General features: G+C 75.1%; 2 protein-coding genes. Both read right to left on the bottom strand.

Annotated elements, in window-relative coordinates:
* Positions 1 to 214 precede the first annotated feature (214 nt).
* Positions 215 to 424, bottom strand: coding sequence for an MbtH family protein (locus AMK27_RS10335; protein WP_073904918.1), 210 nt, complete (start codon positions 422 to 424; stop codon positions 215 to 217).
* The gene (locus tag AMK27_RS10330) at positions 421 to 14859 is read right to left on the bottom strand and encodes a non-ribosomal peptide synthetase (protein ID WP_073904916.1); all 14439 of its coding nucleotides are present in this window, start codon (positions 14857 to 14859) and stop codon (positions 421 to 423) included. The genes AMK27_RS10335 and AMK27_RS10330 overlap by 4 nt, the downstream gene beginning before the upstream one ends.
* Positions 14860 to 14960 lie beyond the last annotated feature (101 nt).

The raw sequence follows: 14960 nt of genomic DNA, 5'->3' as shown, positions 1-14960 counted from the left end.
CTTCGTGCTGCGCCCCCCCCCTTCATGCTGCCCCCCTTCGTGCTGCCCCTCTTCCTGCTGACTTCCTGCTGACCCCCCTTCGGACAGCCCTCCCCTTCGTGCGGCCTCTCTCGCGCAGCCCTGTTCGCGCGCGCTCCCGCCCCCGCACACACCGCCGCCCGCGAGGGGAGTTCCCCCGCGGGCGGCGGTCGGTGTCGGCGCCGGTGGCGCCGGGTCAGTCCTGGAGGGCGATGAGGCTCGCCGGGCGCAGATCGGTCCAGTGGGCCTCCACGTAGGCCAGGCACCCCTCGCGGGTGTCCTCGCCGAAGACCGTCCGCCACCCGGCGGGGACCTCGGCGAAGGAGGGCCACAGCGAGTGCTGGTTCTCGTCGTTGACCAGAACCAGGAAACGGCCCTGCGGGTCCTCGAACGGGTTGGTGCTCATGCGTTCTCACTCCTCTTGTGTGTCACACCGAACAGCTGGGACAGGGGCTGTTCGGAGTCGTCCGTCACGCTGCGCAGCAGGGTCTGGAGTTCCTCGGCGAGCCTGCGCGCCTTGTCCGCGCCGAGCCGCTCCGTCGCGTGGATCAGGCCGCAGTGCACGGGGCCTTCGCCGCGGGGCTCGTAGAAGCTGAGGGTCAGCTCCGCGCGGGTGGATCCGGTCGGCACGGCGACCAGGTCGCCGACACCGCCCTGGAGGCGCTCCAGGTCGGCCTGCTCGTGGTGGATCACCATCACCTGGGGGCCCTCGGGCCGCAGGCCTGCGGTGCGCACGACCTCGTCGAAGGGCACGTCCTGCTGGTCGAGGGCGCTCAGCGTGGTCTCCCGTACGCGGGTCAGGAGCTCCGCGAAGGAGGGGTCGCCCGCCGTGTCGGTGCGCAGCACGACCGTGTTGAAGAAGCAGCCGACGAGGTCGGCGAGCTGGTCGTCGCCGCGCCCGGCGACCATCGTGCCGATGGGCAGGTCGGTGCCCGCCCCGTGGCTGGTGAGCAGGGCGGCGAGGGCCGCGTGCAGCACCATGAACATGCTGGTGCCGGTGGTCCGGGCGAGCCGGTCCACGTCCGCGTGCAGCCGCTCGTCGAGCGTGAACTCGACGACTCCGGCCGCCCCGCTCCCCCGCTGCGCGGGCACGGAGGCCCGGGCCTCCGTCGGCAGGGCGAGCTCGCGCGGGGCGTCGGCGAGCGTCCGCCGCCAGTAGGCCAGTTGGCGTCCGCCCCGGCTCTCGGGATCGGCCAGGTCGCCGAGGATCTCGCGGGCCCAGCGGGCGTAGTCGCCGTAACTCACGGGCAGCGGCTGCCAGTCGGGCGCCTGCCCGGCCGTCCGCGCGCCGTACGCGGTGGTGAGGTCGCGGAACAGCGGGACCACCGACCACTCGTCGACGGCCAGGTAGTGCAGGGTGAGCAGCACCGCCTGGGCGCCGTCGGGGCCGGTGAGGAGCCGGGCCCGCAGCGGGGCCTCCCGCTCCAGGTCCGGTGCCGAGGAGGCCAGTTCGGCGAGCCGTGCGTCGAGGTCCGCGCACGCCTCCACGACCGGCTCCGGCGCCTCGACGGCCCGGCGGAGCAGGGTTCCGTCGCGGTCGGTGAAGGCGGTGCGGAGCGGTTCGTGGCGGGCGGTCACGTCGGCGAGCGCGGCGGCGAGCGCGTCGGCGTCGACGCCGCCGGGCGAGCGCAGGACGAGTGCGTGGTCGAAGCCGGGCGCGCGCCGGTAGGCCTGCCACTGCCACCGCTGTACGGGCGCCACCGGCGGCTCCGTGCCGTCCGCGGCGGGCCCGGCCGGGCGCAGGGCGGGGCGTGCCGCGCTCGCGCCCTCCAGCTTCCCCGCGATGCCGGCGACGGTGAGGGCGTCGAAGACGTCGCGGATGCTCAGTTCGACGCCGAACTCGGCGCGGATGCGGCCGAGGAGGCGCATGGAGGCCATGGAGTGGCCGCCGAGGGCGAAGAAGCTGTCGTGCACGCCGACGGCGTCCAGCTTGAGGATCTCGCAGAACAGCTCCGCGATCCGCGCCTGCGTCCCGGTCGCGGGGGCGGCGTCCCCGGTCATCGCCGACCAGTCCGGCGCGGGCAGCGCCTTGTGGTCCAGCTTGCCGTTCGGGGTGAGCGGCAGCGGGCCGTCGAGCGGGACGACGAGGGCGGGGACCATGTACTCGGGCAGGACCGCGGCGACGTGGGCGCGGAGTTCCTGCGGGTCGAGCGCGGGGTCCGCGCCGGGCTCGGGCACGGCGTAGCCGATGAGGCGGACGATGTCGCCGTCGCGGTCGGGCAGGACGGCGGCCTGGGCGACCGACGGGTGTCCGGCGAGGGCGGCCTCGATCTCGCCGAGCTCGATGCGGAAGCCGCGGATCTTGACCTGGGTGTCGACCCGGCCGAGGAAGTCCAGGTTGCCGTCGGCGCGCCAGCGGGCCCGGTCGCCGGTGCGGTACATGCGGCTGCCGGGGGCGCCGTACGGGTCGGCGACGAACCGCTGCGAGCTGAGCCCGGCCTGTCCGAGGTAGCCCCGGGCGAGGCCGCGCCCGGCCACGTACAGCTCGCCGATCACGCCCGGCGGGACGGGCCTGAGGTGCTCGTCGAGGACGTAGCAGCGGGTGTTGGGGTCCGGGCGGCCGATGGGCACCCGGCCGCCGGCGCGGCCCCCGTGCTCGCGGGCCGGCCAGAGGGTGGAGTTGACGGTCGCCTCGGTGAGCCCGTACGCGCAGATCAGGTTCGCGGTGGCGCCGAAGCGGTCGAAAAGGTCCGGCGGCACGGTCTCGGTGCCGACCAGGACGGTCGACCCCTCGGGCAGCCGGCAGCCGGGCGGCAGGGCCGACACCAGCGAGGGCGGCAGGATCATGTGGGTGATCCGCTGGGCTTCGAGGAAGTCGGTGAGGGCGGGGCCGGCGACCCGGGCCTCGTCGGTGATGAGGACGAGCCGTCCGCCGTGGCAGAGGGCCATGGCCAGCTCGAACGCGAAGACGTCGAAGCCGATGGAGGCGAACTGGAGGACCCGGCTGTCGTGTTCCAGACCCATCCGGTCGACCGCCGTGGCGACCAGGCTGGCGATGCCCTCGTGGGGGACGACGACGCCCTTGGGCCGGCCGGTGGAGCCGGAGGTGTAGATCACGTACGCGGCCTGGTCAAGGCCCGCCGGTCCGCCGGGCGGCGGGGTCGCGGGCAGGGCGTCGAGCTCGGCGGCCGTGTCCGGGGCGTCGAGCAGCAGCACCGGGACGCCGTCGGTGTCGGGGATCTTCCCGGCGACGGGCTCGGTGCCGACCACGACGGCGGCCCCGGAGTTCTCGATCATGTAGCTGAGGCGGTCGCCGGGGTGGACGAGGTCGAGCGGCAGGAACGCGGCCCCGAGCTTCAGGGCGGCGACGACCGTGGCGATCATGTCGACCGAGCGCGGGACGGCGACGCCGACGACGCTCTCGGCGCCGACACCGCGGGCGGCGAGGAGCCGGGCGAGCCGGTTGGCGCGGGCGTCGAGCTGCGCGTACGTCACCGACCGGGAGCGCTCGACGACGGCGACGGCGTCGGGGCGCTCGGCCACCCACCGGGCGAAGAGCGCCGGCAGGGTCTCCTCGTCGACCTCGCGGGGCAGCCCGTTGAAGCCTTCGAGTACGAGGCGGTGCTCGTCCTCGGTGAGGATCCCCGCCTCGGACAGCGGCCGGTCGGGGGCCGCGACCAGCGTCGCGACCAGCCTGCCGAGGCGGTCGGCGATGCGCTCGGCGGTCTCCCGGTCGAAGAGCTCGGTGGCGAACTCCAGGCGGCAGCCGAGGGAGTCGGCGGCGCCGTCGGCCGAGGTGCGCTCGGTGAAGCTGAACACGAGGTCGAACTTGGCGGTGCCGATGCGGTGCGGCAGGTAGCCGGTCTCGAGTCCCGGCAGCCGCAGGGCCTCGTCCGTGCGGGCGTGGTAGCCGACCATCACCTGGAACAGCGGGTTGCGGGAGAGGGAGCGGGTCGGGTTGAGCTTCTCCACGACCGACTCGAAGGGCACGTCGGCGTGGGAGAACGCGGCGAGGTCGGTCTCCCTGACCCGGCCGAGGAGTTCGGTGAAGGACGGGTCTCCGGCGAGGTCGGTGCGGAGCACCAGGGTGTTGACGAAGAAGCCGACGAGCTCGTCCAGGGCCTCGTCACCGCGGCCGGCGATGGGCGCGCCGAGCGGGATGTCGGTGCCGGCGCCGAGCCGGTGGAGCAGGGCGGCCACGGCCGCGTGGGCGACCATGAACATGCTGGCGCCGGTGTCGCGGGCGAGTCGCCGCAGCCCCTCGTGGACGGTGCGGTCGAAGGTGATGTCGAGTTCGGCGCCGGTGAACGCCGGGCGGGCGGGCCGCGGCCGGTCGGTGGGGAGTTCCAGTTCCTCGGGGGCGCCGGCCAGGGCCGTGCGCCAGTGCTCCAGCTGCCGGGCGGCGAGGCTGTCGGGGTCGGCCGGGTCGCCCAGGAGCTTCTGCTGCCAGAGGGCGTAGTCGGCGTACTGGACGGGCAGCGGCTCCCAGTCGGGGGCGGCGCCCGCGAGGCGGGCGGTGTAGGCGGTGGTCAGGTCCCGCAGGAAGGGGCGGTCGGACCACTCGTCGGTGGTGATGTGGTGGAGGAGCAGGACGACGACGTGCTCGTCGGGCGCCAGTTCCACGACGGTGGCGCGGATCGGCAGTTCGGAGGCGAGGTCGAACGGCCGCCCCACGGCGGCGTCCACGATGCCGGGCACCTCGTCCTCGGTGGCGCGCAGATGCTCCACGACCGGGGCGGCCGTACCGGCGGGCAGGATCCGCTGGTACGCCTGGCCGTCGCTCTCGCGCTCGGCGAAGAGGGTCCGCAGGGCCTCGTGGCGGTCGGTCACATCGGCGAGGGCGGCGCTCCACGCGCCCCGGTCGAAGGTGCCGCGGAATCGCATGACCAGGGGGAAGTTGTACGCGGCGGAGGTGCACTCGATCTGCTGGATGACCCACAGGCGCTGCTGGGCGTGCGACAGCGGCAGTTCGTCGGGCCGCTCGGCCGCGACGAGCGCCGGACGGGCGGCGCCGCGGGAGGCGGCCGCCCGCTCGACGAGCTCGGCGACGGTCGGAGCCTCGAACAGGTCGCGGATGGCCAGCTCGGCGTCGAGGGCGGTGCGGGCGCGGCTGACGAGCCGGGTGGCCAGGAGCGAGTGTCCGCCGAGGTCGAAGAAGTCGCTGTCGATGCCGACGGCGCCCTCGGGCAGTCCGAGGACCTCCGCGAAGAGCGCGCACAGCGTCTCCTCCTGCGGGGTGCGCGGAGCGCGGCTGCCACCGGTGCCGGTGAGGTCGGGGGCGGGCAGCGCCTTGACGTCGAGCTTGCCGTTGACGGTCAGCGGCAGGGTGGCGACGGGGACCAGGGCCGACGGGACCATGTAGTCGGGGAGGCGGGACCTGAGGTGCTCGCGGAGCTCCTTGACGAGGGTGTCGGCGCCCGCGTCGGCGGGGGTGGCGTCCTCGGGTCCGACCGTGCCGTGCTCCGGGGCGACCGTACCGCCCTGCGTGACGACCGTGCCGTCCTCCCGCACGAAGTAGCCGACGAGGCGCTTGGTTCCGGCGGTCTCGTGCACGACGACGGCCGCGTGGGCGACCTCGGGGTGGGCGGAGAGCGCCGTGGAGATCTCGCCCAGTTCGACGCGGTAGCCGCGGATCTTGACCTGGTCGTCGGTGCGGCCGAGGAAGTCGAGCAGTCCGTCGGGGCGTTCCCGGACGAGGTCGCCCGTGCGGTACATGCGCTCGCCGGGCTTCCCGAAGGGGTCGGCGACGAACCGCTCGGCGTTCAGCGCGGCCCGGTCGTGGTAGCCGCGGGCGAGGCCGGTGCCGGCGATGTACAGCTCGCCGGGGCTGCCCGGCGGGACGGGCCGCAGCATCGTGTCGAGGACATGGGCGCGGGTGTTGCGGATGGGTCGGCCGACGGTCGGAGTGGCGCTCTCGGTGGTGGAGCCGCCGAGGGTGTTGATCGTGTACTCGGTGGGGCCGTAGAGGTTGTAGCCGTACGTGCCCTCGGTGCGGCGCAGCTGCGTCCACACGGTGTCGGAGACCGCCTCGCCGCCGAGCAGGACGAGCGCGGGCCGGTGCTTGCCCGCCGCCTCGTCCTGGTCGAGGAGGCCCTCCTCGATGAGGAGCTGGGCGTAGGTGGGCGTCACGTTGACGACGTCGACGCGGTGCTCGTCGCAGTAGGCGACCAGCGCCTCGGCGTCGCGGCGGAGCTCCTCGTCGCAGACGTGCACCTCGTGGCCCTCGACGAGCCAGAGCAGCTCCTCCCACGACATGTCGAAGGCGAAGGACACGGTGTGCGCGATGCGCAGACGCCGGCCGCCGGCCGAGGCGATGGCCGGGTCGAAGATCTCCTTCTGGTGGTTGAGCTGCATGTTCGTCAGGCCCCGGTAGGGGGTGACGACGCCCTTGGGGCGGCCGGTGGAGCCGGAGGTGTAGATGACGTACGCCGGGTGCTCCAGACGGTCGGGGACCCCGCGGGCGAACGCGGGGCGCTCGGCGTCGGTGATCCCGTCCCCGGACAGCCCGGCGAGTTCGGCGAGCACGGCCTCGTCGTCGAGGAGGACTTCGGGGGCGACGGGGCCGTCCTCGCGGCGCAGCGTCGGGGCGACGGCGGTGGTGGACAGCAGGCAGAGCGGCCCGGTGTCCTCGGCCATCAGCCGCAGCCGGTCGGCGGGGTGGTCGAGGTCGAGCGGGAGGTACGCGGCGCCGGTCCGCAGGACGGCGAACAGCGCGGCGACCATCTCGATGGACCGCGGCAGCGCGAGGGCCACGACCTTCTCGGGGCCGGCGCCCCGGGCGAGCAGGAGCCGGGCGATCCGGTTGACCTGCGCGTCGAGTGCGGCGTAGGTGAGGGCGCGGTCGCCGAAGACCAGCGCGACCGCGTCGGGGGTACGGGCGACCTGGGCGGTGAGCATGTCGGCGACGGTCTCGTCCGGCACCGGCTCGCGGCCCGACTCCCGGGCGGTGCGCAGGGCGGCGTTCTCCCCCGGGAGCAGCAGGTCGACGCCGACGGTGCGCGCGGACGCGGCGGCGGGTCCCGCGAGGGTCTCGCCGAGGCGGTCGAGGACCGTGGTGAACCGGGCGAGGATCGTGCCGGCGGCGTCGGCGTCGAAGAGGTCGGGACGGGCGGCCAGGGTGACCTTCAGACGGGCGCCCGGGGTGACGATCAGCGTGAGCGGGAAGTGGGTGCCGTCCACGTTCGAGACGCCGGTGATGCCGTGGCGTTCGCGGAGGGCGGCGGCGCGGTCCTCGCCGTCGGCCGAGCGGAGCACGAAGAGGGTGTCGAAGAGCCGGCGGTGGCCGGACTCCTGCTGGAGGGTGCCCAGGCCCACGTGCTCGTACGGCATGACGGCGGCGCGTTCGGACTGCATGCGGCGCAGCAGGTCGAGCAGGGGCTCGTCAGGGGTGAGGGCGACCCGGGCGGGGATCGTGTTCAGGAACATGCCGATGATGCCGGCGACGTCGGGGACCTCCGCCGGGCGTCCCGCGACGGCTGTGCCGAAGGCGACGTCGGCGCGGCCCGTCATGGCGGAGAGCACCAGGGCCCAGGCCGCGTTGAGGACGGTGTTCAGGGTCAGTCCGTGCCGGCGGGCGACGGTGCGGAGCCGGTCGCCGGCCTCCTGGGTGAGGAGGGCGTCGAAGTCGACCGGGATGACCGGTCCGGTGTCGCGGCCGGTCGGGGCGAGCAGCGTCGGCTCGTCGAAGCCGGCGAGCGCCCCGCGCCAGGCGTCGAGGGCGACGGAGGTGTCCTGGGCGGCCAGCCAGGCGAGGTGGTCGCGGTACGAGCCGGGCAGCGGGAGTCCCGTGGGGTCGCCGGCCCGCTCGTACAGCGTGAACAGCTCCTCCAGGAACAGCCAGGCGGACCAGCCGTCCCAGAGGATGAGGTGGTGGGTGACGACGAGCTTGTCCCGGCCGTCGCCGAGGCGGATGAGGAGCAGTCGGCAGAGGGGCGCGGCGGAGAGGTCGAAGCGCTGCCTGCGGTCGGCGGCGAGGAGTTCCTCGGTCCTGGTCCGCTGCTCGTCGGCGGGCAGCCCGGACAGGTCGGCCTCGACGAGCGGGATCTCGGCGCCGTCCGCGATGAACTGGACGGGGCCGGGCAGGCCGTCGCTGGTGAATCCGGCGCGGAGGCCGGTGTTGCGGTCGAGGAGGGTGCGGCAGGCGGCGCGCAGCCGGTCGGCGTCGATCCGGCTGTCGAGGTCCAGGGTCTCCTGGGACTGGTAGACGTCGAGCGCGTCGCCCGCGTCGTAGGTGGCGTGGAAGTACATGCCCTCCTGGAGCGGGGAGAGCGGCCAGATGTCGGCGACGGGCAGCCCGGCGGCGGCGTGGACGCGGGCGGTCTCCTCCGGGGTGAGCTCCGGTCCGGCGAGCGGCGCGGGGGCCGGGGGTTCCGGGGCCGGGGCGGGGGGCGGCGCGGCGGCGGTCAGCTGGTCGAGGAGGGCGCGCAGTGCGGGGTCGACGGCGGCGCCGGACTGCTGCTGCAGGGCGAGAACGGCCTGGAGGGCGGCGGCGGCCTGCCCGGCGTCGGAGGCGGAGACGGTCACGCCGTCGGAGTGCACGGGTACCTCGGTGGAGTCGGGGGCCGGGGGCGCCTCGGCGTCCCCGTGGGGGGCGGCGGCCGCGGCGAGGGCGGCGGGGGTGCGGTGCTCGAACACGTCGCGGGGGCTGAGGGTCAGGCCCCGCTCACGGGCCCGGGTGGCGACGGCGATGGAGCTGAGGCTGTCGCCGCCGAGGACGAAGAAGTCGTCGTCGGGGCCGGTTCCGGGGACGCCGAGGACCGCGTCGAAGATCGCGCAGAGGGCGCGCTCGCGGTCGTCGCGCGGCGGGCGGCCGGCGGAGCGGGGCGCGGTCTCGGGAGCGGGCAGGGCGTTCTGGTCGAGCTTGCCGCTGGGTGTCAGCGGGAGTTCGGCGAGGACGACGACGGCGCTCGGCACCATGGCGGCGGGCAGTGCCTCGGCGAGGGCCGTGTGCAGGGCCTCGGAGGCGGGAGCGGCGCCGGGCGCGGGGACGGCATAGCCGACGAGGGCGCCGTCGCGGACGATCACGGCCGCGCGGGCCACGCCGGTCAGCGCGGCCAGGGCGGTCTCGATCTCGCCGAGCTCGACGCGGTTGCCGCGGATCTTGACCTGGCGGTCGGTGCGGCCGAGGTACTCGACGGCGCCGTCGGCGCGGCGGCGCACCAGATCGCCGGTGCGGTACATCCGCTCCCCCGGCGCGCCGAACGGGTCGGCGACGAACCGCTCGGCGGTGAGGCCGGGGCGGTCGTGGTAGCCGCGTGCCAGCTGGACGCCGGCGAGGTGGAGTTCGCCGGGCACCCCGTCGGGTACGGGGCGCAGGAACGGGTCCAGGACGTGGAGCCGGGTGTTCCAGACGGGCCGGCCGATCGGGACGGCCGGCTCGGTGCCTCCCTCGTAGGGGAAGAAGGTGACGTCGACGGCCGCCTCGGTGGGGCCGTACAGATTGTGCAGCGGTACGGGGGTGCGCCCGGCGCGTGAGGTCAGCTCCCACCAGCGGCGGGCGTCGGCTCCGGTGAGGGCTTCGCCGCTGCAGAACACCCGGCGCAGGCTCGCCGCCCAGTCCGGGGCGTCCGGGGTCGCCTCCATGGCCCGGACGAACGCGGCCAGCATCGAGGGGACGAAGTGCGTGGTGGTGACGGCCCGTTCGGCGATGAGGCGGGCCAGGTACTCCGGGTCGCGGTGGCCGTCGGGGCGGGCGAGGACGACGGTCGCGCCCTCGGTCAGCGCCCAGAAGAACTCCCACACCGACACGTCGAAGCTGGACGGGGTCTTCTGGAGGACCCGGTCGTCGGCGGTGAGCCCGTACGCGCCCTGCATCCAGGCGAGTCGGTTGACGATGGCGCGGTGGGTGACGGCGACGCCCTTGGGGCGGCCGGTGGAGCCGGAGGTGTAGATGAGGTAAGCGGGGTGGTCGGGGCAGGCGGCCCGTCCGGGGGCGCCGCCCTCGGGGGCGTGGGCCGCGGGCGCGCCGTCCTCGGGGGTCCGGTCCTCGGGGGCGCCGCCCTCGGAGGCACGGGTCTCCTCCGCCGCGGGCGCCGCGCCGACGACGACGTGGTGGAGGCCGGGGACGGCGGGGAGTCGTCCGGCGGACTCCTCCGTGGTCACGACGAGGCGCGCGCCCGAGTCGGCGAGCATGAACGCCACCCGGTCGGCGGGGTAGTCGAGATCGACGGGCAGATAGGCGGCGCCCGCCTTGAGGACGCCGAGCAGCGCGACCATCAGTTCGGCCGAGCGCGGGACGGCGACGGCCACGTACTGCTCGGGGCCCGCGCCCCGCTCCCGGAGCCGCCGGGCCAGCGCCTCGGCCCGCCGGTCGAGTTCGGCGTAGCTGAGGGTGGTGTCGTCGAAGACGACGGCCGGGGCGTGCGGCGTGCGGGCGACCCGGTCGGCGAAGAGCGAGGTGAGGGTCGCTTCGGGGACGGGGTGGGCGGTGGCGTTGAGCTCGGCGAGGTGGGTGCGCTCGCGGCCGGACAGCAGGTCGGTCCGGGCGACGAGCCGGTCGGGCTCGGCCACCACGGTCCGCAGCAGGGCGGTGAACCGGTTGGCGAGGACGGCGACGGCCACCTGGTCGAGCCGGGCGGCGTGGTGCTTGAACCGCAGCAGCAGGCCGTCGGCGGCGGGCTCGACGACGAGTGCCAGCGGGTAGTGCACGGCGTCGAACACCTCGGCGCCGGTGACGAGGGGTTCGCCCGTGTCGTGTCCTCCCTGGCCGCCGGGGTGGTTCTCGAACACCACGAGGGTGTCGAAGAGTTCGCCGCCGCCCGCGATCCGCTGGATGTCGGCGAGCCCGAGGTGCTGGTGGTCGAGGAGGGCGGCGTGCTCGTCCTGGACGCGGCGGAGCAGCTCGGTCAGCGTCTCCTCGGGGCGCAGGGTCACCCGGGCGGGGACGGTGTTGATGAACAGGCCGACGGCGGAGTCCAGGCCCGCGACCTCGGTCGTCCGCCCGGAGACGGTGGTGCCGAAGACGACGTCACGGCCGCCGGTGAGGGCGCCGAGCAGCAGCCCCCACACACCGTGGAAGACGCTGCTCAGCGTGAGTCCGCGGGTCCTGGCGTACGTGGTCAGCGCCTCGGTGAGGTCGTGGGGCAGGCGGGTGTCGACGTGCTCGGGGCGGGCGGGCCCGTCGGCCCCGTCTCCCGGGGCGGTGAGCGCGGGGAGCCGGGTCGGTTCGTCGAGGCCGGTGAGAGCCCGCCGCCACGCCTCGCGTGCGGCGTCGCGGTCGCGGCCGGCGAGCCAGGAGAGGTACGGCTCCGGGGCCGCGGGCGCCGGCAGCGCGGCGCCCCGGTAGGCGTCGGTCAGCTCCCTGAGCAGCACGGCGACCGACCAGCCATCGGCGACGATGTGGTGGAGGGTCAGGAGGAGCCGGTGGCGCCGGCCGTCCTTGACGAGGGTGGCGCGCAGCAGCGGCGGCCGGTCGAGGGCGAACCGTTCGGCGCGGTCGGCGCGGAGGATCTCGTCGAGGCCGGTCTCGGCGGTGTCGGCCTCGCGCCACGGGAGGGTCACGTGCTCGGCGAGCCGCTGGACGACCTCGCCGCCGGGGAGCTGCCGGAACGAGGCCCGCAGCAGCGGGTGCCGGTCGAGGAGCAGCTGGAGAGCGCGGCGGAGCCGGTCGGGGTCGACGGGCCCGGCGAGGTCGAGGACCTCCTGGACGAAGTAGAGGTCGGCCGCCTGGTGGTCGAACTCCGCGTGGAAGAAGAAACCTTCCTGGAGCGGGGAGACCGGCAGCGCGTCCGGGTCGAGCGCGACCCGGGGCCGGGTGGGCGCGGGGGCGGTCTCTCCTGCGGTGCGGGCCAGGGCGGCCACGGTCCGGCTGCGGAACACGTCGCGCGGGGTGATCGCGAGCCCGGCTTCGCGGGCGCGGTTCACCAGCTGGATGGCGACGATGCTGTCGCCGCCGAGCTCGAAGAAGCTGTCGTGGACGCCGACCGTCGGGAGCCCGAGGACGTCGGCGAACAGCGCGGCGAGCGCGGTCTCGGCGGGGGTGCTCGGGGTGTCGGTGCCGGTCAGGGAGGTCCAGCGGGGTTCGGGCAGGGCCTTGGCGTCGAGCTTGCCGTTCGGGGTCAGCGGCAGCGGAGCGTCGAGGACGACGACCGCGGACGGCACCATGTGGTCGGGCAGGGCGTCGGTCACGCGGGCGCGTGCGGCGGTCACGGCCGCGTCGCCGCCCTCGTCCGCGGCGCCCTCCGGGACCAGGTACGCGACCAGCCGCTTCACGCCCCGGTGGTCCTCGCGGGCCAGGACCGCGGCCTGGGCGATGCCCGCGCAGGCCATGAAGGCGCTCTCGATCTCGCCCGGCTCCACGCGGTGGCCGCGGATCTTGATCTGGCCGTCGGCGCGGCCGAGGAACTCCAGGTTGCCGTCGGCGCCCCAGCGGACCCGGTCGCCCGTGCGGTACATGCGGGTGCCGGGAGGCCCGTACGGATCGGCGACGAACCGCTCCGAGGTCAGCCCGTGGCGGCCCAGGTAGCCGCGTGCGAGGCCGCGCCCGGAGACGTACAGCTCGCCCTCCGCGCCGACGGGGACCGGCCGGAGCGCCGTGTCGAGGACGTACGCGCGCGTGTTGGGGTCCGGCCGGCCGATCGGCGCGGGGCCGGGGCGGTCGGGGTCCGCGAGCCAGAGCGTGGAGTTGACCGTGGCCTCGGTGAGCCCGTAGGCGACGACGACCCTGAGCCGGTCGCCCCAGCGCGCGATCAGCTCGCTGGGGACCGCTTCGGTGCCGACGACGAGGACGGCGCCCTGCGGGAGTTCGCACTCCTGCGGCAGCGCGGAGACCAGCGAGGGCGGCAGGATCATGTGGGTGGCGCGGTGGCGGGCGATGTACTCGGTGAGCGCGGGGCCCGCGACGCGGCGCTCGGCGGGGACGACGATGATCCGTCCGCCGACGCACAGCGACATGATCAGGTCCCAGACCGTCACGTCGAAGCCGACGGAGGCGAACTGGACGACCCGGCTCTCGGCGGTGATGCCGATCCGGTCGGTGGCGGTGGCGATGAGGCTGCCGACGCCGTCGTGCGAGACGACGACGCCCTTGGGGCGGCCCGTCGAGCCGGAGGTGTAGATGACGTACGCGGCCTGGTCGAGGGCGACCGCCGGTGCCGGGTCGGGGTCGGTCGCGGCGGCCAGGGCCGCCCCGGTGTCCGGGTCGTCGAGCAGCAGGTGCGTGACGCCCGCGGTCTCCGGGAGGTCGCCGGCGAGGCCGCGTACGGTGACGACGGTGCGGGCACCGGCGTCGGAGAGCATGTAGGCGATGCGGTCCTGCGGGTGGTCCGCGTCCAGCGGGAGGTAGGCGGCGCCCGCCTTCATCACGGCGAGCAGGGCCACCACGAGCTCCGGGGAGCGGGGCAGGGCCACGCCCACCACGTCCTCGGTGCCGACGCCGCGGGAGCGGAGGAGCCGGGCGAGCCCGTCGGCGGCGTCGTCGAGTGCGGCGTACGTGAGCTCCCGGTCCTCGCAGACCAGTGCGACGGCGTCGGGGCTGCGGCGGACCTGGGCTTCGAAGGCGGCGGGCCAGGAGAGCTCCGGGACCTCGCGGGGTGCGACGCCGAACTCGTCGAGGAGGCGGGCGCGTTCGGCCTCCGAGGTGAGTTCGATCCGGCCGACGGGCCGGTCCAGGTCGGCGGCGAAGGCGTCGAGGAGGGCGAGGAAGCGGCGCTCGTGGTCGGCGAGGGCGGCGTCGTCGCAGACGTCGGCGTCGGCGTCGGCGTCGAGGTGGACGGTGTATCCGATGCCGTCGGTGCCCTCGGCGAAGCTGAACGCGAGGTCGCTGACCGGGCCGAGCCATTCGGGGCGGAGTTCGGCCCGATGGTCGGCGAAGCGGAGGTCCTCGGAACGGGGCAGGATGTTGACGGTCGGGCCGACGAGTTCCGGTACGCCGTCGACGAGGCCGAGTTCCCTGGCCAGGTCCTCGGCGCGGTAGCGCCCGTGGGCGACGGCGTCGGCGACGGTCGCGCGCACCTGGGCGACGAGGGCGGCGCCCGTGGTGCCGGGGTGGACGGCGAGGCGCAGCGGGACGATGTTGGACACCATGCCGGGGACGGTCGCGGAGACCTCGTCCTCACGGGCGGCGACCGGCAGGCCGAGGACGAGGTCCTGTTCGCCGCCGACCCGGTGCAGATGGGCGGCGACGGCCGCGAGCAGGATCCGGGAGGTACGTACGCCCGCGGCCCTGGCGGCGGTGTCCAGCCGCTCGACCGTCTCGGGGGACAGCTCGGCGGACCTCCGCAGCCGTCGGGTCATGGGGGTGGCGGCCCGGTCGACGAGCCGTACGGGCTCGGTCCGGCCCGCCATCCGCTCCAGCCACCAGGCGCGGTCGGCGGCGTGCCGGTCGGAGGCGCGGTAGGCGCGGTCGGCGGCGACCAGCCGGGAGAGCGACCAGTCGCGGGGGGCGGCGGCCTCGTGCCCCGCGGTGTAGAGCTCGCCGGCCCGCCGGGTGAGGAGCGCGACGCCCATCCCGTCCATCACGATGTGGTGGTAGCGCTGGCACCACAGGACGCGGTCGTCGGCGAGCCGCAGCAGGGTGTGGGCGAAGAGCGGGTCGAGCGCGAGGTTGACGGGCCGGTCGCGGTCGGCGGCCGTCCACGCGGCGGCGGCCGCGTCGGGGTCGGCGGCCTCGCGCAGGTCCACGACGGTGACCTCGACGGGGTGGGAGAGGGTGCGGGGCGTCTGGCGCGGTCCGTCGTCCCCCGGGGTGACGCGTACGTGCAGGCACTCGGCCTCTTCGACCGCCTGGCGGACGGCGGCGGTCAGTCGGTCGAGGCCGATGGCGCCGCGGAGGTGCAGTGCGAAGACGATGTTGTAGGCGGAGCTGTCCGGTTCGATCTGCTGGGCCAGCCAGATGCCGGATTGCCCGCCGGTGACGGGGAGGCCGGAGGGGGTGTTCCGGTCCGACGGCTCGACGTCAAACATCGTACGAAGTGGCCTTTCCCTGGAGGTGCGTGGCAGACGGTGACGGCACAAGCGCCGACGGCGTGGCGAGAGTTCCGCCACGCCGTCGGTCGGTCAGCTGC

The organism is Streptomyces sp. CB02009, from assembly GCF_001905825.1.
Lineage (GTDB): Bacteria > Actinomycetota > Actinomycetes > Streptomycetales > Streptomycetaceae > Streptomyces.
Note: the sequence above shows the minus strand (reverse complement) of the source record. Positions and strands in the feature narration are given on the sequence as shown.

What these genes read in the sequence shown, in the direction of transcription:
- AMK27_RS10335 (WP_073904918.1), bottom strand. Translation starts at nt 424, where the DNA reads ATGAGCACCAACCCGTTCGAGGACCCGCAGGGCCGTTTCCTGGTTCTG.
- AMK27_RS10330 (WP_073904916.1), bottom strand. Translation starts at nt 14,859, where the DNA reads ATGTTTGACGTCGAGCCGTCGGACCGGAACACCCCCTCCGGCCTCCCC.